This window comes from Geodermatophilus sp. SYSU D00965, assembly GCF_054050075.1.
This window is the reverse complement of sequence record NZ_JBJGYQ010000009.1, coordinates 21,342-42,705: the sequence shown is the minus strand read 5'-3', so window position 1 is coordinate 42,705 and position 21,364 is coordinate 21,342. Positions and strand designations below refer to the sequence as shown.

General features: G+C 75.2%; 22 protein-coding genes. 6 read left to right on the top strand and 16 right to left on the bottom strand.

The features are described 5' to 3' along the window. Window positions 1-45 precede the first annotated feature (45 nt). From ACI789_RS10240 to purB, 7 genes are all read right to left on the bottom strand, one after another. A complete protein-coding gene (locus tag ACI789_RS10240; RefSeq protein ID WP_456916405.1) occupies window positions 46-429 on the bottom strand; it encodes a sterol carrier family protein in 384 nt (127 codons plus the stop codon). Continuing rightward, on the bottom strand, window positions 429-2,795 hold the full coding sequence (purL, locus tag ACI789_RS10235; protein WP_457008607.1) for a phosphoribosylformylglycinamidine synthase subunit PurL: 2,367 nt from the start codon (window positions 2,793-2,795) through the stop codon (window positions 429-431). The genes ACI789_RS10240 and purL overlap by 1 nt, the downstream gene beginning before the upstream one ends. Continuing rightward, the gene (purQ, locus tag ACI789_RS10230; protein WP_457008605.1) at window positions 2,792-3,463 is read right to left on the bottom strand and encodes a phosphoribosylformylglycinamidine synthase subunit PurQ; all 672 of its coding nucleotides are present in this window, start codon (window positions 3,461-3,463) and stop codon (window positions 2,792-2,794) included. Before purQ ends, purL begins: the two co-directional genes overlap by 4 nt. A gap of 14 nt (window positions 3,464-3,477) precedes the next feature. After that, complete coding sequence (gene purS / locus ACI789_RS10225) at window positions 3,478-3,717, bottom strand: phosphoribosylformylglycinamidine synthase subunit PurS (RefSeq protein ID WP_456912457.1); 240 nt, start codon at window positions 3,715-3,717, stop codon at window positions 3,478-3,480. A gap of 143 nt (window positions 3,718-3,860) precedes the next feature. After that, window positions 3,861-4,619, bottom strand: a complete 759-nt coding sequence (locus tag ACI789_RS10220; RefSeq protein ID WP_457008603.1) for an alpha/beta fold hydrolase — start codon at window positions 4,617-4,619, stop codon at window positions 3,861-3,863. Further along, entirely contained in the window at window positions 4,619-5,476 is an 858-nt protein-coding gene (locus ACI789_RS10215; RefSeq protein ID WP_457008601.1) for a phosphoribosylaminoimidazolesuccinocarboxamide synthase, read from the bottom strand. The genes ACI789_RS10220 and ACI789_RS10215 overlap by 1 nt, the downstream gene beginning before the upstream one ends. A gap of 2 nt (window positions 5,477-5,478) precedes the next feature. Beyond that, a complete protein-coding gene (gene purB / locus ACI789_RS10210; protein WP_457008599.1) occupies window positions 5,479-6,786 on the bottom strand; it encodes an adenylosuccinate lyase in 1,308 nt (435 codons plus the stop codon). Between the two features lie 104 nt (window positions 6,787-6,890). Between purB and ACI789_RS10205 the strand changes: the two genes are divergently transcribed. Further along, window positions 6,891-8,300, top strand: a complete 1,410-nt coding sequence (locus tag ACI789_RS10205) for an AI-2E family transporter (protein ID WP_457008597.1) — start codon at window positions 6,891-6,893, stop codon at window positions 8,298-8,300. Window position 8,301: 1 nt separating this feature from the next. Here the strand turns inward: ACI789_RS10205 and purD are convergent, their stop codons facing one another. Together purD and rsgA are read right to left on the bottom strand one after the other, a co-directional pair. Beyond that, a complete protein-coding gene (gene purD / locus ACI789_RS10200; RefSeq protein ID WP_457008595.1) occupies window positions 8,302-9,558 on the bottom strand; it encodes a phosphoribosylamine--glycine ligase in 1,257 nt (418 codons plus the stop codon). A 46-nt stretch (window positions 9,559-9,604) separates the two neighbouring features. Beyond that, window positions 9,605-10,669: a ribosome small subunit-dependent GTPase A gene (gene rsgA, locus ACI789_RS10195; protein WP_457008593.1), complete on the bottom strand. Its 1,065-nt coding sequence runs from the start codon at window positions 10,667-10,669 to the stop codon at window positions 9,605-9,607. Between the two features lie 113 nt (window positions 10,670-10,782). Between rsgA and ACI789_RS10190 the strand changes: the two genes are divergently transcribed. Then, window positions 10,783-11,817, top strand: coding sequence for a glycerophosphodiester phosphodiesterase family protein (locus ACI789_RS10190; RefSeq protein ID WP_457008591.1), 1,035 nt, complete (start codon window positions 10,783-10,785; stop codon window positions 11,815-11,817). Window positions 11,818-11,886: 69 nt separating this feature from the next. Here the strand turns inward: ACI789_RS10190 and ACI789_RS10185 are convergent, their stop codons facing one another. After that, the gene (locus tag ACI789_RS10185; protein WP_457008589.1) at window positions 11,887-13,176 is read right to left on the bottom strand and encodes an adenylosuccinate synthase; all 1,290 of its coding nucleotides are present in this window, start codon (window positions 13,174-13,176) and stop codon (window positions 11,887-11,889) included. 67 nt (window positions 13,177-13,243) lie between these two features. Between ACI789_RS10185 and ACI789_RS10180 the strand changes: the two genes are divergently transcribed. The 3 genes from ACI789_RS10180 (at window position 13,244) to ACI789_RS10170 (ending at window position 15,862) form a co-directional block, all read left to right on the top strand. Further along, window positions 13,244-13,861: a hypothetical protein gene (locus ACI789_RS10180; RefSeq protein WP_457008587.1), complete on the top strand. Its 618-nt coding sequence runs from the start codon at window positions 13,244-13,246 to the stop codon at window positions 13,859-13,861. 130 nt (window positions 13,862-13,991) lie between these two features. Then, window positions 13,992-15,056, top strand: a complete 1,065-nt coding sequence (locus ACI789_RS10175) for an ABC transporter permease (RefSeq protein ID WP_457008585.1) — start codon at window positions 13,992-13,994, stop codon at window positions 15,054-15,056. Further along, the gene (locus ACI789_RS10170; protein WP_457008583.1) at window positions 15,053-15,862 is read left to right on the top strand and encodes an ATP-binding cassette domain-containing protein; all 810 of its coding nucleotides are present in this window, start codon (window positions 15,053-15,055) and stop codon (window positions 15,860-15,862) included. The genes ACI789_RS10175 and ACI789_RS10170 overlap by 4 nt, the downstream gene beginning before the upstream one ends. 13 nt (window positions 15,863-15,875) lie before the next feature. Here the strand turns inward: ACI789_RS10170 and ACI789_RS10165 are convergent, their stop codons facing one another. Beyond that, entirely contained in the window at window positions 15,876-16,019 is a 144-nt protein-coding gene (locus tag ACI789_RS10165) for a GPGG-motif small membrane protein (protein ID WP_456916419.1), read from the bottom strand. Between the two features lie 346 nt (window positions 16,020-16,365). Further along, complete coding sequence (locus ACI789_RS10160) at window positions 16,366-16,971, bottom strand: hypothetical protein (RefSeq protein ID WP_457008581.1); 606 nt, start codon at window positions 16,969-16,971, stop codon at window positions 16,366-16,368. A 66-nt stretch (window positions 16,972-17,037) separates the two neighbouring features. Here ACI789_RS10160 and ACI789_RS10155 point away from each other — a divergent pair, with 66 nt between their 5' ends. Next, window positions 17,038-17,820 (top strand): TSUP family transporter, encoded by a 783-nt coding sequence (locus tag ACI789_RS10155; RefSeq protein WP_457008579.1) that lies wholly within the window; start codon window positions 17,038-17,040, stop codon window positions 17,818-17,820. Between the two features lie 46 nt (window positions 17,821-17,866). Here ACI789_RS10155 and ACI789_RS10150 read toward each other — a convergent pair whose 3' ends face one another. The 4 genes from ACI789_RS10150 to ACI789_RS10135 all read right to left on the bottom strand — a co-directional run bounded on the left by ACI789_RS10150 (window position 17,867) and on the right by ACI789_RS10135 (window position 21,350). Then, window positions 17,867-18,289, bottom strand: coding sequence for a DUF3151 domain-containing protein (locus ACI789_RS10150; RefSeq protein ID WP_457008577.1), 423 nt, complete (start codon window positions 18,287-18,289; stop codon window positions 17,867-17,869). Beyond that, window positions 18,289-19,323, bottom strand: a complete 1,035-nt coding sequence (gene fbaA / locus ACI789_RS10145) for a class II fructose-bisphosphate aldolase (RefSeq protein ID WP_457008575.1) — start codon at window positions 19,321-19,323, stop codon at window positions 18,289-18,291. Before fbaA ends, ACI789_RS10150 begins: the two co-directional genes overlap by 1 nt. A gap of 78 nt (window positions 19,324-19,401) precedes the next feature. Beyond that, window positions 19,402-20,001, bottom strand: a complete 600-nt coding sequence (locus ACI789_RS10140) for a pentapeptide repeat-containing protein (protein ID WP_457008573.1) — start codon at window positions 19,999-20,001, stop codon at window positions 19,402-19,404. Then, window positions 19,998-21,350: an FAD-dependent oxidoreductase gene (locus tag ACI789_RS10135; protein WP_457008571.1), complete on the bottom strand. Its 1,353-nt coding sequence runs from the start codon at window positions 21,348-21,350 to the stop codon at window positions 19,998-20,000. Before ACI789_RS10135 ends, ACI789_RS10140 begins: the two co-directional genes overlap by 4 nt. Window positions 21,351-21,364 lie beyond the last annotated feature (14 nt).

Here is a 21,364-nt window from a genome sequence, read left to right as displayed (position 1 = left end):
CCGGCTGCTCCCGCAGCCGGGGCCCTGTCGCGTCCGGGGTGCCGGTCAGCGCCGGCGCAGGGGCGCCATCGGCAGGAAGGCGCTGAGGTCGGCGCGGTTGCCGCTCGCGCTGACCGCGCCCTCGGCGGTCGCCTCGTCCCAGGTGAGCGCCCCGGTGGCGAGCCGCAGCCAGGTCGCGGCGTCGGTCTCGACGACGTTGGGCGGCGTGCCGCGGGTGTGCCGCGGCCCGGGCACGCACTGGACGGCGACGTGCGGCGGCACCCGCAGTTCCACCGACTTCCCGGGCACCTGCTGGGCCAGCCACCGGGCGCTGGTCTTCACCGCGGCACCGACGACCGAGCGGCCGGGCTGCTCGTCCTCCCCGGCCAGCCAGGCCAGCACCGGCTCGACCGCCGCCCGCAGCTCCTCGGCGGAGATCGGCGCGGCCATCAGCTGGTCGGGACGGTCCCCGCGGGCACGCTGCCCACCGTGGCCTCGGGCGTGCCGAACAGCGCCGGCAGCGTCGCGCTCCAGGCGGCCCGCAGCTCGGCCAGCGCCAGGTCGGCGACGCCGTCCACCGTGAGCGCCTCACCGCCCGTCGTCCCGAGCTCGGTGACCGCCACCCCCGCCTCCTCGGCGGCCCGCCGCACGCCCGCGGGGTCGGCCGTGGTGACCACCGCCCGGGCGGCGGACTCGCTGAACAGTGCGGTGAACGGGTCGTCCCCGAGCGCGAGGCGGGCACCGGTGCCGTAGCGCAGCGCCGACTCGGCCAGGGCCTGGGCGAGACCCCCGTCGGCGAGGTCGTGCGCGGAGCTGACCAGACCGTCGCGGCCGAGCGCTGCCAGCAGCTCGCCGAGCGCCCGCTCCGCGGCCAGGTCGACCGCCGGCGGACGGCCGCCGAGGTGGCCGTGCACCACGGACGCCCATGCCGAGCCGCCGAACTCCGGCCTCGTCTCACCGAGGAGGAGCACCGTCTCCCCCGCCGTCCGCCAGCCGGTCGGGACCCGCCGGCGGACGTCCTCGTGCACGCCGAGGACGCCGATGACCGGGGTCGGGTTGATCGCGACGTCGCCGGTCTGGTTGTAGAGGCTGACGTTGCCGCCGGTGACCGGCAGCCCCAGGTCGCGGCAGGCGTCGGCCAGGCCGCGGACGGCCTCGGCGAACTGCCACATGACCTCGGGCTCCTCCGGGGAGCCGAAGTTCAGGCAGTTGGTGACCGCCAGCGGGCGGGCGCCGGAGACGGCGACGTTGCGGTAGGCCTCGGCCAGGTTGAGCTGCGTGCCGGTGTAGGGGTCCAGCCGGGCGTAGCGGCCGTTGCCGTCGAGGGCCAGCGCGATCCCGCGGGAGGTGTCCTCGTCGATGCGGACCACGCCGGCGTCGTCGGGCTGGGCGAGCACGGTGTTGCCGCGCACGTAGCGGTCGTACTGCTCGGTGACCCAGGTCTTGTCGGCGCCGTCCGGGCTGGCGACGACTGCGAGCCAGTGCGCGGCGATCTCCTCCGGCGTCCGCGGGCGGGGCAGCGCGGCGGGGTCGTCGGCCTGCAGGTCGTCGAGGTCGGAGGGGCGCTGCATGGGCCGGTCGTAGACGGGGCCCTCGTGGGCGACCGTCCGCGGCGGGACGTCCACGATCCGCTCGCCGTGCCAGTCGACGGTGAGCCGGTCGCCGTCGGTGACCTCACCGATGACGGTGGCCAGCACGTCCCACTTGCGGCAGACGGCGAGGAAGGCGTCGACCTTGCCGGGCTCGACGATCGCGCACATGCGCTCCTGCGACTCGCTCATCAGGATCTCGGCGGGGGTCAGCGTGCTGTCGCGCAGCGGCACCCGGTCGAGGTCGATGTGCATACCGCCGGTGCCGGCGCTGGCCAGCTCGGAGGTGGCACAGGACAGGCCGGCGCCGCCGAGGTCCTGGATGCCGGTGACCAGGTCGGCGGCGAAGATCTCCAGGCAGGCCTCGATGAGCAGCTTCTCGGTGAACGGGTCGCCGACCTGCACGCTGGGCCGCTTCGCCGGGCCCTCGGCGTCGAAGGTCTCGCTGGCCAGCACGCTGACGCCGCCGATGCCGTCGCCGCCGGTGCGCGCCCCGAACAGGATGACCTTGTTGCCGACGCCCTCGGCCTTGGCCAGCCGGACGTCCTCGTGCCGCATGACGCCGACGCACAGGGCGTTGACCAGCGGGTTGCCGGCGTAGCAGTCGTCGAAGAGGAGCTCGCCGCCGATGTTGGGCAGGCCCAGGCAGTTGCCGTAGCCGCCGACGCCGGCAACGACGCCGGGCAGCACCCGCGCGGTGTCGGGGGCGTCGGCGCGGCCGAACCGGAGCGAGTCCATGACCGCGATCGGGCGCGCGCCCATCGTCAGGATGTCGCGGACGATGCCGCCGACCCCGGTGGCCGCGCCCTGGTAGGGCTCGACGTAGCTGGGGTGGTTGTGCGACTCGACCTTGAAGGTGACCGCGTAGCCGTCACCGACGTCGACCACGCCGGCGTTCTCGCCGATGCCGACCAGCAGCGCCTCGCTGCGCGGCAGGTCGCCGAAGCGGCGCAGGTGCACCTTGGAGGACTTGTAGGAGCAGTGCTCGCTCCACATCACCGAGTACATCGCCAGCTCGGCGGTGGTGGGCCGGCGGCCGAGGATGCCGGTGATCCGGGCGTACTCGTCGGACTTGAGGCCGAGCTCGCTGTAGGGCTGCTCGACGTCCGGCGTCCGGGCGGCGAGCTCGACGGTGTCGAGCCGGTGCTGCAGCGGGCCGGGCCCGGTGTCGAGGTCGCTGAGTCCCTGCGTCGCGCTGTGTCCCTGCGTCGCGCTGTCCTGGCTCACGCTGCGACGACCGCCTTCAGCACGGAGGTGAAGAAGCCCAGCCCGTCGGTGGACGGCCCGGTGAGGTCCTCGACCGCGTGCTCCGGGTGCGGCATGAGCCCGACGACGCGACCGTCCGCGCTGGTCACGCCCGCGATGTCGTTGGAGCTGCCGTTGGGGTTGCCCTCGACGTAGCGGACGGCCACCCGCCCCTCGCCCTCCAGCCGCTCGAGGTCGGCCGGGGCGGCGACGTAGCGGCCCTCACCGTTCTTCACCGGGACGACGATCTGCTGGCCGGGCGCGTAGGACGCCGTCCAGGCGGTGTCGGCGCGCTCGATGCGCAGCGCCTGGTCACGGTTGCGGAAGTGCAGGTGGCTGTTGCGGGTCAGCGCGCCGGGCAGCAGGCCGGCCTCGCAGAGCACCTGGAAGCCGTTGCAGATGCCGAGGACCGGCATGCCCTGGCGCGCCCGGTCGACGACGTCGGCCATCATCGGCGCCCGCGCGGCGATGGCGCCGGCCCGCAGGTAGTCCCCGTACGAGAAGCCACCGGGGAGGACGACGGCGTCGACGTCCTTCAGGTCGTGGTCGGCGTGCCAGAGCGCGACCGGCTCGGCGCCGGCCAGGCGCACCGCGCGCGCGGCGTCGACGTCGTCCAGGGAGCCCGGGAAGGTGATGACACCGATGCGCACGGGAGGGTTCTCTCTCAGTCGGTCGGCAGGTGGAGCTCGACGTCCTCGATGACCGGGTTGGCCAGGAGCGTCTCCGCGATCTGCTTGAGCTCGGCCTCGTCAGGGGTGCCCTCGACCTCCAGGACGAAGTGCTTGCCCTGGCGGACACTGGTCACGCTGCCGTGGCCGAGCCGGCCCAGCGCTCCCAGCACCGCCTGACCCTGGGGGTCGGAGATCTCCGGCTTCAGGACGACGTCGACGACCACCTGGGGCACGCGGACGAGGGTACCGGGGTGACGCGGCCCACCGGCCGGGGTGCCGGTGATGCTGGTCTCGCTCGGCCTCCCCGGCCCGGCGATGTGCAGGTGCGGCGCACCCGGGCGCAGGAGTGCGACGTCCGCGCACATCACCGGCGGGGTCAGCCGGTGACGAGCGACCAGACCGCCTCGGGGGCCTCCCAGTGGGCGTTGTGGCCGGCGCCCTCGACGAGCACCGCGCCCGGGTCCACGCGCCGCATCGCGGCCAGGCCGACCATGGGGTCGCCGGAGCCGGCCGCCAGCCGCAGCGGGGCCACCGCCCGCGACAGCACCTCCTCGACCGGCGGTCCGACGGCGCCGAACGCCCGCGGGTCCAGCGCCGGCGTGAACCCGCCCGCCTCCTCCCGGACACCGGCCAGCGCGACCGGGTCGTCCGGTGCCACCAGGCCGGTGAGCCCGGCCAGCCGCAGGTGCCGCTCGGCGGCCTCGGCGGCGGTGCCGAACACCGAGGGCGGGCGGACCGCGAGCGACCGGGCGCGGGCCACCTCGTCGTCCGTCCAGTCGATCTTGACGCCGACCGCGACCACCCGCTCGACCTCGACCCCGTACCAGCCGCCGGCCAGCACCGCGCCGACCACGCCGCCGAACGAGTGGCCGAGCACGGTCACCCGCGCGGCGCCGAGCGCCACGGCCAGCTCGGCGACGTCCGCGGCGTGCACGGCGTAGCCGTACGGCGGCTCGGCGGGCGACCGGCCGTGGCCGCGCAGGTCCGGCGCCGCCCACGACCCGGGCCAGGACCGCTCGACCAGCGGCAGCAGCCGGTCCCACACCGCGCCGGTGGCGCCGAGGCCGTGCAGCAGGAGCAGCAGGGACTCCCCGGATCCGCCGGAGCGGTGCGCGAGGGCCGAGTGCGGTCGCATCAGCGGAAGGGAGTGCCGGTGAGCGTCTCGTAGGCGGTCACGTAGCGCTCGCGGGTGGCCTCGACCACGTCGGCCGGCAGCTCCGGCGGCGGGGAGGTGCGGTCCCAGCCGGACGACGTCAGCCAGTCGCGCACGTACTGCTTGTCGAACGACGGCTGCGCCGCGCCCGGCGACCAGGTCATCGCCGGCCAGAAGCGCGAGGAGTCGGGGGTGAGCACCTCGTCGCCGAGGGTCAGCCGCCCCTCGGCGTCCAGCCCGAACTCGAACTTGGTGTCGGCGAGGATGATCCCGGCCTGCCGGGCCAGCTCCGCGCCGCGCCGGTACAGCGCCAGCGTGAGCTCGCGCAGCTCCGCGGCGCGCTCGGCGCCCACGGCCGCCTCGACCGCGGCGAATTCGATCGCCTCGTCGTGCTCCCCCACCTCGGCCTTGGTGGACGGCGTGAACACCGGCTCGGGCAGCTGCGAGCCCTCGACCAGGCCGGCCGGCAGTGCGACGTCGCGGATGGAGCCGGTGCGGCGGTACTCGGCAGTGCCCGACCCCGACAGGTAGCCACGGGCCACGCACTCGACCGGCAGCATCGACAGCCGGCGGACCAGCATCGCCCGCCCGGCCACGGAGGCCGGCACGTCCGTGGCCGACAGCAGGTGGTGCGCCGCCCCGAACGACTCCAGCACCGGCGTCAGCTGCTCGAACCACCACACCGACAGCGCGGTGAGCACCCGCCCCTTGTCGGGGATCGGGGTGGGCAGCACGTGGTCGTAGGCGGAGATCCGGTCGGAGGCCACGAGCAGCAGCCGGTCGGCGCCGGCGTCGTAGACCTCCCGCACCTTGCCGCGGGCCACCAGGGGCAGGTCCACGGTCACTTCAGGGCAGCCACGCGCTCGAACAGCGGGTCGAGGTTCTGCACGTAGCGCTCCGGCCGGCAGATCTCGTCCAGGCGCGCCTCGTCCAGCTCCACGCCGGACGCTGCGGCACGCGCCCGCAGCGTCTCCCGGAACGGCGTCCCGGTGTTCCACGTCTCCATCGCGGCGGACTGCACCAGCGCGTAGGCGTCCTCGCGGGACAGGCCGCCCTCCACCACCTCGAGCAGCACCGAGGAGGTGTAGATCAGCCCGCCGGTGGACTCCAGGTTGGCCCGCATCCGGTCGGCGTCCACCACGAGGCTCTCCACCAGGCCCGTGGTCAGGTGCAGCAGGTAGTCGGTGGTGATCGCGGCGTCGGGCAGGAAGACCCGCTCGGTCGAGGAGTGCGAGATGTCCCGCTCGTGCCACAGCGGGATGCCCTCCATCACCGGGACGACGGCGGCGCGGACGACGCGAGCCAGCCCGGCGATCCGCTCGGAGCGGATCGGGTTCTTCTTGTGCGGCATCGCACTCGAGCCCTTCTGACCCGAGCCGAAGGCCTCCGACAGCTCGCGCACCTCGGTCCGCTGCCCGTGCCGCACCTCGAGCGCGACCGTCTCGCAGACCGTCGCGATGATCGCCAGCGCGGCGACCCACTCGCTGACCGAGTCCCGCAGCACGACCTGGGTGGAGGCGTCGGCCGGCCGCAGGCCGAGGGCCTCGGCGACCGCGACCTCCACCGACGGGTCGATCAGCGAGTAGGTGCCGACGGCGCCGGAGATGGCCACCACGCCCACCCGCTCGCGGGCGGCACGGAGCCGGTCGCGGCAGCGGGCGGCGGCGAAGGCGATGTCGGCGACCCGGTGGCCCCAGACGTCGGGCTCGGCGTGCACGCCGTGGGTGCGGCCGACCTTGATGGTGTGCCGGTGGGCCAGCGCGTGGTCGCGCAGCACCGCCACGAACCGGTCGAGCCGGGCCAGCAGCAGGTCGGTGGCCTCGGTCAGCTGGACGGCCAGCGCGGTGTCGAGCAGGTCCGACGACGTCATGCCGTGGTGCACGAACGCCGCCGCCGACCGCGGGGTCGTGTTGTCGGCCCACGCGGTGAGGAAGGCGATGACGTCGTGCTGCGTCGTCTCCTCGATCTCGGCGACCCGCTCGGGCGCCGGCGGCGGCGCGTTGCGCACCGGCTCCACCACGTCGGCGGGCACCCGGCCGGCCGCCGCGTGCGCCTCGAGGACGAGGGTCTCGACCCGGCACCACAGCTCGTACTTGTGCTGGTCGCTCCAGACCCGCCCCATCTCGGGCAGGGTGTACCGCTCGATCATGCGGGTACCGCCCGCACCCGGTCAGCTCGTCGCACCACGGGAACAGTGTCCCGCAGGGCTAGCGTGATCATGGACGGCCCCCAGGCCGCGAGCGGAGGTGGGCGATGCTGCGACGGGCCGGCGCCCTCGTCACCCGGGCGCGCGAGCGCATCCGGGCCGCTGCCGAGGCCGACCCGCACGGCTGGCCCGAGCGGGACGACGACCGCGCGATCCTCGTCCACGACGACGACGTCCCCGCCGAGCCCGACCTCGGACCGGCCGAGGACGGCGAGCCGCCGCTGGGGAGCCCGGAGCCGGGTGCGCCGGACCTGGACGGCCCGATCCAGCCCGGCGGGGTCAGCGGCCCACCGGCCGGTGGGCGGGCGCACCGCACCGGTCCCCACGCCCGCCGGCTCACCGGTGCCGGCCGCCGTCCCGCCGACGACGCCGTCCCCGCCGCGCTGCGCGTCGCCGCCTCCTGGTCCTGGCGGCTGATCGTCGTCCTCGCCGGCCTCTACGCGCTGCTCTACGCCGCCGCCTACGTCGCCGTCGTCGTGGTGCCGGTGTTCGTGGCGCTGCTGCTGGCGGCGCTGCTGCAGCCCGGCGCCGCCGCGCTGGTCCGGCACGGGTGGCCGCGGTCGCTCTCCGCCCTGGCCATGCTGATCGTGGGCCTGGGCGTGGTGGCCGGGATCATCACGCTGGTCGTCAACCAGTTCATCGCCGGCTTCCCCGACCTCGCCGACCAGGTCAGCCAGGGCCTCACCCAGATCCGCGACTTCGTGGTCGACACCTTCCCGGTGTCCGAGCGGCAGATCGACGAGGCGCTGACCGCCGCGCAGGACGCGCTCGTCGCCAACCGGGACACGCTGACCTCGGGCGCGCTGACGACGGCGGCGACCGTCGGTGAGGTCTTCACCGGCATCGTCCTGGCGCTGTTCACGCTGTTCTTCTTCCTCAAGGACGGCCGGTCGATCTGGCTGTGGCTGGTCGGCCTGTGCCCGGCCGACGCCCGCGCCTACATCGACGAGGCCGCCCGCCGCTCGTGGCGCACGCTGATCTCCTACGTGCGGGCCACGGTCGCGGTCGCCCTGGTCGACGCGATCGGCATCGGCATCGGGCTGGCGGTCCTGGGCGTGGACTTCGTCATCCCGCTGGCCGCGCTGGTGTTCCTCGGCGCGTTCATCCCGATCATCGGGTCGTTCCTGGCCGGGTCGGTGGCGGTGCTCGTGGCGCTGGTCACCAAGGGGCCGGTCACCGCGCTGATCGCGCTGGCCGTCGTCATCCTCGTCATGCAGCTGGAGGGGCACGTCCTGCAGCCGTTGCTGCTCGGCCGGGCGGTGCGGGTGCACCCGCTGGCCGTCGTCCTCGCCATCGCCGCGGGCCTGCTCGTCGCCGGCATCTTCGGGGCGCTGATCGCCGTCCCGCTGGTGGCCTGCGCCAACGTCGCCGGCACCTACCTGGCACGGCGGCACGACGGGCCGCGGCCGCCCGAGCCGCGCCTGGAGCGGGCGCGGCCGGTCGTCACCGCGGAGTAGCTCAGCCGGCGGCGACCCGGCCCTCCACGGCGGCCAGCGCGATGTCGCTGCGCCAGTGCGCGCCGGCCAGCCGGACGCCGGCCACCCGCTCGTAGGCCCGCTGCCGGGCCGCCGCGAGGTCCGCACCGACGGCGGTCACCGCCAGCACCCGGCCGCCGGCCGACCGGACCGTCCCGTCGGCGTCGACGGTGGTGCCGGCGTGCAGCACGCCCTCGGCGTCGGCGCCGGTGATCGGGTCGCCGGTGCGGGGCCGCTCGGGATAGCCCTCGGCCGCGACCACGACGGTGACCGCGGCGCCGGGACGCCACTGCAGCGGCGGGTGCGCGGCCAGGGTGCCGGTGGCGGCCGCGTGCAGCAGCCCGCCCAGCGGGGTCGCCAGCAGCGGCAGCACCACCTGGGTCTCCGGGTCGCCGAAGCGGGCGTTGAACTCCACGACCCGCACACCGCGCGAGGTCAGCGCCAGGCCCGCGTACAGCAGCCCCGCGAACGGCTCGCCGCGGCGGCGCATCTCGTCGACCGTCGGCTGCAGCACCGTGGCCAGCACCTCGTCCACCAGGTCCGGCGGCGCCCACGGCAGCGGCGCGTACGCGCCCATGCCGCCGGTGTTGGGCCCGGCGTCCCCGTCGTCGCGGCGCTTGAAGTCCTGCGCCGGCAGCAGGGGCAGCACCGTCGTCCCGTCGGTGACGGCGAACAGCGACACCTCCGGGCCGTCGAGGTACTCCTCGACCAGCACCGCCCCGCCGGCGTCGAGCACCCGGGAGCCGTGGGCGACGGCGGCGTCCCGGTCGGTGGTGACGACGACGCCCTTGCCGGCGGCCAGCCCGTCGTCCTTGACGACGTAGGGCGCTCCCGCCTCGTCGAGTGCGGTCTCCAGCTCGGCCGGGCCGCCGACCGGCCACGAGCGGGCGGTCGGCACACCGGCGGCGGCCATGACGTGCTTGGCGAAGGACTTGCTGCCCTCGATCTGCGCGGCCTGCGCCGACGGGCCGAAGCAGGCGATCCCCGCGTCGCGGACCGCGTCGGCGGCGCCCGCGACCAGCGGCACCTCCGGCCCGACGACGACGAGGTCGGCACTCCAGCCGGTCGCGGCGGCCGCCACCGCGACCGGGTCGGCGGCGTCGACCGGCAGGGCCTCGGCGACCGCCCGCGTACCGGCGTTGCCCGGCGCGCAGGCCAGGGCGGTGACCGCCGGGTCGTTCTGCAGAGCGACGCACAGGGCGTGCTCCCGGGCTCCGGAGCCGATCACGAGCACGCGCACGGACGGCGACGCTACCGATGCCGCGACGGGATGGAACGGCCACCCTTCAGGGCCCCGCGCCGAGCGTGCGAGGCGTGGGGGGAAGGGTGGTCCTTCCACGGTTGGGTTGGGCCCGGACGGCGCGGGCGAAGGCCCGGACCCGGGCGTGCTCGGCGGCCCGCGCCCGGGCGTCGGCGCGCAGCTCCTGCCGCCGCGCCTCGGCCTGCAGCTTGCGCCAGGCGGTGTACCGGGCGGGGTCGAGCCGGCCGTCGGTGATCGCGGCGGCGACCGCGCAGCCGGGCTCGGCGTGGTGCCCGCAGTCGCGGAACCGGCACCCGGCGGCCAGCTCGGTCACGTCGGCGTAGGCGGTGTCGATGCCCTCGTCGTCCACCAGTCCGAGCTCGCGCATGCCGGGGGTGTCCACCAGCAGGCCCCCGCCGGGCAGCAGGTGCAGCTCGCGGGCGGTGGTGGTGTGCCGGCCCCGCCCGTCGCCCGCCCGGATCGCTCCGGTGGCGACCAGCTCCTGCCCGAGCAGCGCGTTGGCCAGGCTGGACTTCCCGACGCCCGAGGGCCCGACCATGGCCGCGGTGCGCCCCGGGCCGACCAGCGCGCGAACCGCCTCGACGCCCTCCCCGGTCACCGCGCTCACCGCGAGGACGGCGACCCCGAGGGCGTCCTCGGCCACGGCCTGCACCGCGGCCGGGACGTCGTCGCAGAGGTCGGCCTTGGTGAGGACGACGACCGGCGTGGCCCCGCTCCCCCACGCCACGGCGAGGTACCGCTCGACCCGGCGCAGCCGCGGGGCCCCGGCCAGGGCGTCGACCACGAGGACCGTGTCCAGGTTCGCGGCGACCACCTGCTCGGCCGAGGCGCGTCCGGCCACGACGCGGGTGAACGCCGTCCGCCGGGGCAGCACCGCCACCGCCAGCTCCCCGCGCAGCGCCACCCAGTCCCCCACGGTCGGCCCGGTGTCCCCGTGCACCCGCGCCCCGAGGGCGGCGCGCACCTCCCCGTCGCCGGTCAGCACGGTGAGGCGGCCGCGGTCGACCCGGGCCACCCGGCCGGGGACGGCGTCCGGCGGCAGCTCGGCCGCCCGCTCCGGCGTCCAGCCGAGGAGTGAGAGTTTCGTCACGGTGGGATGGTCCCGCGCAGGTCAGCCGCCTGTCCTCCGAATTGTCGGCGAACCACCGGGCGACGTTCACGTTCTCTTCAGGTCGTTCCGGTGTTGTAAGAGGCATGCACGCGATGGAGTCGCTGGCAACCCGTCCGGCGACCGGCCCCCACCGTCCCGTCGTCGTGGGGCACCGCGGGGCCCCGACCTACCGTCCCGAGCACACCGCGGCGAGCTACGAGCTGGCCATCGACCTCGGTGCCGACCTCATCGAGCCCGATGTCGTGGTGAGCCGCGACGGCGCGCTCATCGCCCGGCACGAGAACGAGCTCTCGCACTCCACCGACGTCGCCGCCCGGCCGGAGTTCGCCGACCGGCGGACCACTCGCGAGGTGGACGGCCGCGAGCGGACCGGCTGGTTCGCCGAGGACTTCACCCTCGCCGAGTTGCGCACCCTGCGCGCCGTCGAGCGGATGCCGGCGCTGCGGCCGCTCAACACCACCTACGACGGGCGCTTCGGCATCCTGACCCTGGCCGAGGTCGTGGAGATCGCCCGCCGGCGCTCGACCCCCGAGCGGCAGGTCCGGGTCCTGGCCGAGCTGAAGAAGCCGAGCTGGTTCGAGGCGCACGCCGTGCCGATGACCGAGCTGGTCGCCGCCGAGCTGCGCCGCCTCGGGTCGGCGGGCCCCGACGGGACCGTCGTGGTGCAGTCCTTCGACGCCGCGGCGCTGCGCTGGCTGCGCGCCGACCTCGGGTCGCAGGGGCCGACGATGCTGCAGCTGGTGGACGACGGCGCCGCCGACGACCGGCTGGTCAGCCCGGTGGGCCTGCGCGAGGTCAGCACCTACGCGCAGGGCATCGCCCCGAGCCGGCACCGGATCCTGCTGCGCGACGAGGAGCAGGCGCTCACCGGTGTCTCGGACCTGATCGCGCAGGCGCACCGGGCCGGCCTGCTGGTCGTCCCGTGGACGCTGCGCCCGGAGAACGCGTTCCTGCCCCGGCACCTGCGCCGCGGCGAGGGCCCCTCCGCCCTCGGTGACGCGCAGACCGAGGCCCGCCTGCTGCTGGCCCTCGGCGTGGACGGCGTCATCACCGACGCCCCCGAGATCGCCGTCCGGGCCCGGGCCGAGCTGCAGTCCACCGCCGCCGTCCCCGTCCGCCGCCCGTAGCGCCCTCCACCCCGGCCCCTCTGCAGGGTCCCGCCACGAGCCTGCGAGTGGTGGGGGGCAGAGGGGTCCTCACTCGATGAGGTCGTGGACGACGACGTTCTCGTCGCGGCCCGGGCCGACGCCGATGACGCTGATCCGCGCCCCGGAGAGCTCCTCCAGCCGGCGGACGTAGGCCTGTGCGTTGGCCGGGAGCTCGTCGAAGCGGCGGCAGGAGCGGATGTCCTCGGCCCAGCCGGGCATCTCCTCGTACACCGGCTTGGCGTGGTGGAAGTCGGTCTGCGTCATCGGCATCTCCTCGTGCCGGACGCCGTCGACGTCGTACGCGACGCAGATCGGGACCGTCGCCAGGCCGGACAGCACGTCGAGCTTGGTGAGGAAGTAGTCGGTGATGCCGTTGACCCGGCTGGCGTAGCGCGCGACGACGGCGTCGAACCAGCCGCAACGACGATCGCGGCCGGTGGTGACGCCCACCTCGCCGCCCTGCTTGCGCAGGTACTCGCCGTCGGCGTCGAACAACTCCGTCGGGAAGGGGCCGGACCCCACGCGGGTCGTGTACGCCTTGAGGATCCCGACCACGCGCTCGATCCGCGTCGGGCCGATGCCGGAACCGGTGGCCGCGCCGCCGGCGGTCGGGTTCGACGACGTGACGAACGGATACGTGCCGTGGTCGACGTCGAGCAGCGTGCCCTGCGAGCCCTCCAGCAGCACCCACTCGCCGGCGTCGAGGGCGTTGCCCAGCAGCAGCCGGGTGTCGGCGATGCGGTCCTTGAGCTGCTGGGCGTACCCGGCGTACTCCTCGACGACCTCGTCGACGTCGATCGCCTTGCGGTTGTAGACCTTGACCAGGACCTGGTTCTTCTCCTGGAGCGTGCCCTCGAGCTTCTGCCGGAGGATCGACAGGTCCAGCAGGTCGGCCACCCGGATGCCGGTGCGGGCGACCTTGTCGCCGTAGGCGGGGCCGATGCCGCGGCCGGTCGTGCCGATCCGGCGCTTGCCCAGGAACCGCTCGGTGACCCGGTCCAGCGCCCGGTGGTGCGGCATGATCAGGTGCGCGTCGGCGGAGATCACCAGGCGCGAGGTGTCCACGCCGCGCTCCTCGAGGCCCGCGAGCTCCCCGATGAGCACCTGGGGGTCGACCACGACGCCGTTGCCGATGACCGGCGTGCACCCGGGCGTGAGGATCCCCGAGGGGATCAGGTGCAGCGCGTACCGCTCCCCGTCGGGGGTGATCACGGTGTGGCCGGCGTTGTTGCCGCCCTGGTAGCGCACCACGTAGGGCACGCGGCCCCCGAGCAGGTCGGTGGCCTTCCCTTTGCCCTCGTCGCCCCACTGGGCCCCGATCAGCACGACTGCCGGCATCTCGCTGTCGATCCCCTCAAGCCTCGGCACCGGCGGATGACCGGCTGGCAGGTGGCAGGGTATCCGCATGTCGCTCGTCGAGTTCGACCTGCGCGGCCTGGAACCGGGCCAGGCACCCGCCCGCGACGCCGTCGCGCCGGCCGCCGAGGCCGAGGCGCTGCTGGTCCGCGGCCCGGTGCCGGCGCTGTCGGCGGTGCTGGCGGCGCTGCACAAGGCGGGCCGCACCGGCGTGGTCCCGGTGTCCTGGGAGCCGGCCGACGACACCGCCTCGGTCGGGCTGGCCCGGGCGCTGGGCGTCGGCACCGGCGACGAGCGGGAGCTGAGCCTGGTCCGCGACGACCACGGCGGGATCCTGCTGCACCACGGCCGGGTCGAGGCGGCCGGCGACGACCGGCGCGGGTTCCTCGGCCGGCGGCTGGGCGCGCAGGCCCACCACGACGCGGTGAAGGTCGCCGACGGCGAGATCACCCGCATCGAGGTCCGGCCGGACTGGCGGGCCGTGGACACCATCGGCGTGGTCGTGGTCACGCTGCCGCTGCGGCCGGCCCGGCGCACCACCGGCCGGGCGGTGCAGATCGCCTGCGACCCGGCCCGCGTCACCCGGGACGGCGTCCCCTACCCCCGGCCGGTGAGCCGGTGGACCTGGTACGCCGACGACCGCGTCCGCTGGCGGCTGCGCCCCTAGGAGGACCCCCGTCCCCCACCGCTCGCAGGCCCGCAGCGGGGCCTGCACGGGGGACGGGGCCCGCCGATCGTGGACACTGGGGCCACCCCGCCCGGAGGAGGCCCGCGCTGCCGACGTCCCGCACCCGATCGTGACCGTCTCCGGCCTGCCCTCGTTCGGCCCCTCGACGGCCGTGCCGGTCCCGACCCGTGGACGACGGCTGCTGGGCCGGGCGCTGGCCCGCCCCAGCCTCGCGGCGTTCGCCGGGCTGGCCCTCGTGCTGCTGATCTTCGGCCCGCTGGCGCCCGGCCTGCTCAGCACCGGCGGGCTGGCCAGCGTGCTGGACTCCGCGGCGCTGCTCGGCATCGGTGGGGTCGCCGTCGCGATGCTGCTGGTCTCGGGGCACTTCGACCTGTCGATCGGCATGGTCGCCGTCGCCGGCGCCCTGCTCACCGGCGTGCTGGTCGACCAGGCCGGCTGGGGAGCCTGGCCGGCACTCGCCGTCTCGCTGGCCGCCGCGCTGCTGGTGGGCCTGGTCAACGGCGGGCTGGTCACGGCGACGAGGCTGCCCAGCTTCCTGGTGACCCTCGCGACGTTCCTCGTGCTGCAGGGCGTCGCCCTGGCCGGCACGCGGACGCTCACCGGGTCGGTGCGCATCGAGGGGCTCGGCGCCGCACCGGGCTGGTCGTCGGTGACGGCGGTGTTCGGCGCCACCGCACAGCTGGGCGACGGCCGCTTCCGCGTCTCGCTGGTGTGGTGGCTGGTGCTGACCGCGTGGGCGACGTGGGTGCTCTGGCGCACGCGGTTCGGCAACGGGGTGTTCGCCGTCGGCGGAGCCCGGCGGGCGGCCCAGGAGCTCGGCGTCGCCGACCGGCGCACGACGATCGCCCTCTACTGCTGCACCGCCGCGGCCGGCTGGCTCATCGGCACGCTGGGCCTGGTCCGGCTCGGCGGCGTGCAGGCCACCACCGGGCTGGGGACGGCGGTCGACTTCGTCGTCGTCGCGGTGATCGGGGGCTGCCTGCTGACCGGTGGCTACGGTTCGGCCGTCGGCGCCGCGGTGGGCGCGCTGGTCTACGCCGTGGCCGAGCAGGGGGTCAACCTGGCCGGCTGGGACCCGCGCTGGTTCGAGGCGTTCCTCGGCGTGCTGCTGCTCGTGGCGCTGCTGGCCAACAGCGTCGTGCGGGGGCGGCTGCGGGCGGTGCCCCGGTCGTGAGCGAGGCCGCCGCACCCCCGGTGCTCGAGCTGCGGGCGCTGAGCGTGCACCACGGCAGCGTGGCGGCGCTGGCGCGGGTGACCGCCGCCTTCCGGCCCGGCGAGATCACCTGCGTGCTCGGGGAGAACGGCTCGGGGAAGTCCACCCTGGTCTCGGTGCTCTCCGGGCTCCTGCGGCCCGACGAGGGCCAGCTGCTGCTCGACGGCCGGCCGGTGCGCTTCCGCTCACCCAAGGCCGCCCGCGCGGCCGGCATCGCCACCGTCTGGCAGGACCTCGCCGTCGCGCCGCTGCTCTCGGTGTGGCGCAACTTCTTCCTCGGCGTCGAGCCCACGCGCGGGGTGTGGCCGTTGCGCCGGCTGGACGTCGCGACCGCGCGGGAGGCCACGGTGCGGGCGATGGCCCGGGTCGGAGTCCCGGGGGTCGACCCGGACCTCCCGGCGGCCGCGCTGCGCGCCGGCGAGCGGCAGACCCTGGCGATCGCCCGGGCACTGCACTTCGGTGCGCGGGTGCTGGTGATCGACGAGCCGACCGCCCCCATGACGATCGGGCAGCACACCCTGATCGGCCAGGCCGTGCTGTCGGCCCGCGCGCAGGGGCTGGCCATCGTGGCGGTGACCAGCAACCCCCGCTACGCGCACCTCATCGGCGACCGCTTCCTGCTGCTGGCGCACGGTCACGTGGCCGGCGATCTGACGCGTGAGGACGTCGACGCCGACGTCCTCACGCGCCTGATGGCAGGCGGCGACGAGCTGAACTCGCTCACCGCGCGACTGCGCCAGCTGCACCCCGAGCTCGGCGACCGCTGAGGGTCGCCGCGCGTCAGGTGAAGACGCTCACCCCACCGGGCCCGACGAGCAGGCCGACGACGATGAGCACGATCCCCCACAACAACTGCCGCCGCAGGATCGCGACGATGCCGGCGACGACGAGGACGACGGCGAGGATCCAGAGAAGCGTGGCCATGCAGCACCTCCGGGAACGGGCGTCCCTCGTGGACGCCGGAAACAGAGCGTAAGCGCGGCACCGGGAACGCGCACGTCGAACGGTCACTCTGCGTGACCCGGACTCCACGATCGCGGCAGCCCCCAGCACTGGGGGCGGACCGGCCGCCGACGCCGGCACCCCGGTGGCGCCCTCGCCCGCGGCGACCGCGCCGTCCACCCCGCCGCGTCAGGCGGTGCGCACCGGCCCGACTCCGCGCCCCGCGCAAGGACCCCCCTGCCCCCCCACCGCTCGCAGGCTCGCGTCGGGGACCCTGCAGCGGGGCCGCCATCGCTCGTCCCTCGCTGCGATGCTCCCGGAGCTGCCGTCAGGCGGCGGGGTGGACCAGTCGCTGCAGCAGGTCGACGTGCCAGTCGACCTGCACCCGCCGGCCGGCGTGCCCGCCGGGACGGACCAGGTCGAACCGGGTGAGGACGGCGCCGGCGTCGGCCCACAGCAGCGCCAGGTGGCCGGGCGCCGGGCGGGGTTCGTCGGGCCGGTCGTCGAGGTGGAGCTGCAGCTGCCGGCTGGGCGCCTGCCGGTAGAAGGCGCGCAGCCCGTCGGTGGCCGCGGCGGGCAGCTCGCCGTCGTCGGACCGCCAGACGCGCACGACGTCGGTCGGGGTGCGCAGGATCAGCCCGCTCATCGGCAGGCCCAGGTTGTCGGTGCTGGTGTCGACGAACTCCAACTGCTGGGCCAGCAGCGGGTCGGAGGGCTCGTCGTCCTCGGGCCGGGCACCCCAGGGCTTGAGCCGCTCCATCGCCTCGCGCCGGACCAGCTGGTGGTCGAGGTGGCGGTCGGCCGAGGGGCTCCAGCCGCGATCGGCGTGGATCGCCGCGCTGACCCGGACGCCGGCGGACAGAGCCCGGTGGACGGCGAGCAGCAGCGGCCGCAGGCGCTCGACGACGGCGCGGGGCGAGTGGTCCGGGGTCACCCCGTCGTCCTACCGGACGTCACCCACGCGCGGGGACGGCGGGCCGCCGGATGAGAGGCTGCGGGGGTGACCACCCTCGGCTCGCTGAGCGCGGTCACCGTGGTCCTCCTGGTCCTCGCCGCGTTCGCCGCCGGGTGGGTCGACGCGGTCGTCGGCGGCGGCGGGCTGATCCAGCTGCCCGCGCTGCTGCTGGTGCCCGGGATGGAGACGGTCCAGGCGCTCGCGACCAACAAGATCTCCAGCGCGATGGGCACCGCGACGAGCGCGGCCACCTACTACCGGCGGGTGCGGCCGGGGCTGGCGACGGCGCTGCCCATGGCCGGGGTGGCGGCGGTCGGCTCCGCCGGAGGCGCGCTGTCGGCCGCCGCGGTGCCCGACGGCGTGCTCGAGCCCGTCGTGCTGGTCGCCCTGGTGGTGGTGGCCGTCTACACCCTGCTGCGTCCCAGTGTCGGCGGCGTCACCGAACTGAGGTTCAGCGGCCACCGGCACACCGTGGCCGCGGGTCTGGTGGGGGCGGTGATCGGGTTCTACGACGGCATCGCCGGTCCCGGCACCGGCGCGTTCCTGGTCTTCGCCCTGGTGGGGCTGCTCGGCTTCGCGTTCCTCGAGGCGAGCGCGACCGCGAAGATCGTCAACCTGGCCACCAACGTCGGCGCCCTGGTGGTCTTCGCGATCGACGGGTCGGTGCTGTGGGGGCTCGGCCTGGTCATGGGGACGGCCAACCTCGCGGGCGGCTACCTGGGGGCCCGGACCGCCGTCGGTGGGGGCAGCCGCTTCGTCCGGGTGGTCTTCCTCGTCGTCGTCGGGGTGCTGATCCTCCGCCTGGGCTGGCAGCTGCTGCGGGGCTGAGCCGCCCGGGAGGGGCGGAGACGGCCGTCTCCGCCCCTCCGTGGCGTCAGGGTGCGAGGTTCGGGTCGCAGTCGCGCAGCAGCTCGGTGAGCCGCTCCTGCTCCGCGGTCTCGCCGATGGCCTCCGCGGCCCGGGCCAGCACCGTCACGCAGCGCAGGAAGCCGCGGTTGGGCTCGTGCGACCACGGCACCGCGCCGTACCCCTTCCAGCCGTTGCGGCGCAGCGCGTCCAGCCCGCGGTGGTAGCCGGTGCGGGCGTAGGCGTAGGCCTCGATCGTGTCCCGCAGCTGGCGCTCCGGGCGGTCGAGGGCCTCCTCGCCCAGCGCCGCCCACGCCGCGCTCACCGTCGGGTGCCGGGCCGCGACCTCGGCCGCCGGGGTGCCCTCGGCCAGCTCGGCGTCGGCCTCGGGGTTCGCCGGCAGCAGCGTCGCCGGGGGCTCGCCGAGCAGGTTGACGTGCGGGTGGCCCATCAGGCGCCCTGCGACTGGCCGGCCGACAGCAGGTCCTCGCACGCCTCGACGACGCGCGCGGCCATGTTCGTCTCTGCCAGCTTCATGTAGGTGCGCGGGTCGTAGGTCTTCTTGTTGCCGACCTCGCCGTCGACCTTCAGGACGCCGTCGTAGTTGGTGAACATGTGGCCGGCGACGGGACGGGTGAAGGCGTACTGGGTGTCGGTGTCGACGTTCATCTTCACCACGCCGTAGGACAGCGCCTCGCGGATCTCCGACTGCAGCGACCCCGACCCGCCGTGGAAGACGAAGTTGAACGGCTTGGCGCCGTCGCCGAGGCCGAAGTCCTGCGACACGACGTCCTGGCCCTGCTTGAGGACCTCCGGGCGCAGCTTGACGTTGCCCGGCTTGTAGACGCCGTGGACGTTGCCGAAGGTCGCCGCCAGCAGGTAGACGCCGCGCTCCCCGAGGCCGAGCGCCTTGGCGGTGGCCACGAAGTCGCCGGGGGCGGTGTAGAGCTTCTCGTTGATCTCGTGCGCGACGCCGTCCTCCTCGCCGCCGACGACACCGATCTCCAGCTCGAGGACGATCTTGGCCGCCGCGGTCTTCTCGAGCAGCTCCTCGGCGATCTGGAGGTTCTCCTCCAGGTCGATGGCCGAGCCGTCCCACATGTGCGACTGGAACAGCGGCGCCTGGCCGGCGTCCACCCGGTCCTTCGACAGCGCGATCAGCGGCCGCACGTAGGAGTCCAGCTTGTCCTTGGGGCAGTGGTCGGTGTGCAGCGCGACGTTGACCGGGTACTTCTCGGCGACGACGTGGGCGAACTCGGCCAGCGCGACGGCGCCGGTCACCATGTCCTTCACCCGGGTGCCCGAGGCGAACTCCGCGCCACCGGTGGAGAACTGGATGATGCCGTCGCTGCCGGCGTCGGCGAAGCCGCGCAGGGCCGCGTTGACCGTCTCCGAGGAGGTGCAGTTGATCGCCGGGTAGGCGAAGCCCCCCTCCTTGGCCCGGCTGATCATGTCGGCGTAGACCTCTGGGGTCGCGATGGGCATGCGAGGCACTCCTCTGCGTCGGGGACGGCGCTTGCTCGGCGGCCAGTATCCCGCCGCCGCTCCGCGCGGCGACACCCGCTACTCCCCTGTGGCGGGCTCCACGCGCAGGCCCAGCGCGGTCACCAGCGTGACGGCCTGGACGAGGTCGACCCGCGCTCCGGCCAGCTCGACCCGCCGCGGGTCGACCGCCGAGAGGTCGCTGCCGCGCAGGTCCGCGCCGGACAGGTCGGCGCCGTCGAGGTCGGCGGCGGAGAGGTCCAGGTGCGTCAGCGTCGCACCGCCGGCACGGACACCGGTCAGGTCGGCCTCCCGCATGCGGGCGCCGGTGATCGTCGCCCGGCGCAGGTCCGCCTCCCGCAGGGCGACGAACGACCAGTCGCCGCCGGTCACGGTGAGCAGGTCGAACGTGCACCGCTCGAACCGCGAACCGACCAGCTTGCAGTCGGTGAGGTCGGCGTCGAAGAACGAGCAGCCGGTGAACGTGCAGTTCACGAACGCCGCGCCGGTGTACCGGGCGACGGTGAACCGGCAGTCGCGGAACTCGCAGTCGGTGAAGACCAGCCCCTCGGCAGTGGTCTCGGACAGGTCGACGTCACCGAGGACTACGCCGGTGCGCTCCTGCCCGGAGAGGTCCTCGCCGTACCAGTCGGCGCCCCGGACGTCCTCGGCGGCCGTCATCCCCGCTCCGACCGGCTGGCCACCCGGGCGGCGACCAGGACGGGGTCGTGGACCGGGGAGAACGGCGGGGCGTAGGAGAGGTCGGAGCCGGCGAACTCCTCCGCCGTCAGCCCCGCCCAGATCGCCGTGGCCAGGACGTCGATGCGCTTGCCGCTGCCGGCCCCGCCCACGATCTGCCCGCCGAGCAGCTGGCCGGAGTCGCGGTCGCTGACCAGCTTCACCGTGATGGCCTCCGCCCCGGGGTGGTAGCCGGCGCGGGTGGTGCTCTCGATCGTCTCGGCCCGGACGTCGTAGCCGGCCTGCTCGGCCTGGGTCGTGCACAGCCCGGTGCGGCCGATCTCCAGGTCCCCGATCGCGGTCAGCGCGGTGCCGAGGACGCCGGCGAACCGGGCCGGCCGGCCGGCGATCACCGACCCGGCCACGCGGCCCTGCTTGTTGGCGTGCGTGCCGAGCGCGACGTGCACCGGGTCGCCGGTGAGCCGCGAGAACGTCTGCACGCAGTCCCCCGCGGCGAACACCTCCGGGTGCGAGCGGCTGCGCTGCGTGCGGTCGACGTCGATCGCCCCGGTCGGCCCCAGGGCCAGCCCGGCGTCCCGGGCCAGCTCCACCTCCGGGCCCATGCCCAGGCCGAGGACGACGAGGTCGCAGGGGTAGCTGCCGGCGTCGGTGCGCACCGCGCGGACCACCCCGTCGGCGTCGGTCTCGATCTCGCGCACCGGCTGGTTCGGCTGGACGTCGATGCCCATGTCCCCCATGGCCTTGCAGACCCGCTCGCCCATGTCGGCGTCCAGTAGTGACATCGGCAGCGGGTCGGCCAGGACGACGGTGACCGCCAGGCCGCGGGCGGAGAGCACGTCGGCCATCTCCAGGCCGATGTAGCCGCCGCCGAGCACCACCGCGCGGCGGGCCCCGGCGGCCACCGCGGCCCGGATGGCGGCGCCGTCGGCCAGGCGGTGCACGCCGTGCACGCCGTCGGCGTCCAGCCCCGGGACAGGGGGCCGCAGCGGCCGGCCACCGGTGGCGACGACCAGCGCGTCGTAGCCGAGCGTCTGGCCGGTGCCGGTCCGCACGGTGCCGGCGTCCAGATCGATCGCCTCGGCCCGCGTGCCGGTGCGGACGTCGATGTCCTGCGCGGCGAACTCGTGCGGCGTGCGGGCGATCAGCCGGTCGCGGTCGGGGACGACGTCGCCCACCCAGTAGGGGATGCCGCACGCCGAGTACGAGACCTCGTCCCCCTGCTCCAGCACGGTGATCGCGAGGTCGGCGGCACCCCGCAGCCGCCGGGCCTGGGCGGCCGCGGACATCCCCGCGGCGTCCCCACCGATGACGAGCAGGCGTTCTGCGCTCATGCGGTCAGCGTGTC

What these genes read in the sequence shown, in the direction of transcription:
- ACI789_RS10240 (WP_456916405.1), bottom strand. Translation starts at nt 429, where the DNA reads ATGGCCGCGCCGATCTCCGCCGAGGAGCTGCGGGCGGCGGTCGAGCCG.
- ACI789_RS10220 (WP_457008603.1), bottom strand. Translation starts at nt 4,619, where the DNA reads ATGCGACCGCACTCGGCCCTCGCGCACCGCTCCGGCGGATCCGGGGAG.
- purB (WP_457008599.1), bottom strand. Translation starts at nt 6,786, where the DNA reads ATGATCGAGCGGTACACCCTGCCCGAGATGGGGCGGGTCTGGAGCGAC.
- ACI789_RS10205 (WP_457008597.1), top strand. Translation starts at nt 6,891, where the DNA reads ATGCTGCGACGGGCCGGCGCCCTCGTCACCCGGGCGCGCGAGCGCATC.
- ACI789_RS10190 (WP_457008591.1), top strand. Translation starts at nt 10,783, where the DNA reads ATGGAGTCGCTGGCAACCCGTCCGGCGACCGGCCCCCACCGTCCCGTC.
- ACI789_RS10185 (WP_457008589.1), bottom strand. Translation starts at nt 13,176, where the DNA reads ATGCCGGCAGTCGTGCTGATCGGGGCCCAGTGGGGCGACGAGGGCAAA.
- ACI789_RS10180 (WP_457008587.1), top strand. Translation starts at nt 13,244, where the DNA reads ATGTCGCTCGTCGAGTTCGACCTGCGCGGCCTGGAACCGGGCCAGGCA.
- ACI789_RS10165 (WP_456916419.1), bottom strand. Translation starts at nt 16,019, where the DNA reads ATGGCCACGCTTCTCTGGATCCTCGCCGTCGTCCTCGTCGTCGCCGGC.
- ACI789_RS10150 (WP_457008577.1), bottom strand. Translation starts at nt 18,289, where the DNA reads ATGGGCCACCCGCACGTCAACCTGCTCGGCGAGCCCCCGGCGACGCTG.
- fbaA (WP_457008575.1), bottom strand. Translation starts at nt 19,323, where the DNA reads ATGCCCATCGCGACCCCAGAGGTCTACGCCGACATGATCAGCCGGGCC.
- ACI789_RS10140 (WP_457008573.1), bottom strand. Translation starts at nt 20,001, where the DNA reads ATGACGGCCGCCGAGGACGTCCGGGGCGCCGACTGGTACGGCGAGGAC.
- ACI789_RS10135 (WP_457008571.1), bottom strand. Translation starts at nt 21,350, where the DNA reads ATGAGCGCAGAACGCCTGCTCGTCATCGGTGGGGACGCCGCGGGGATG.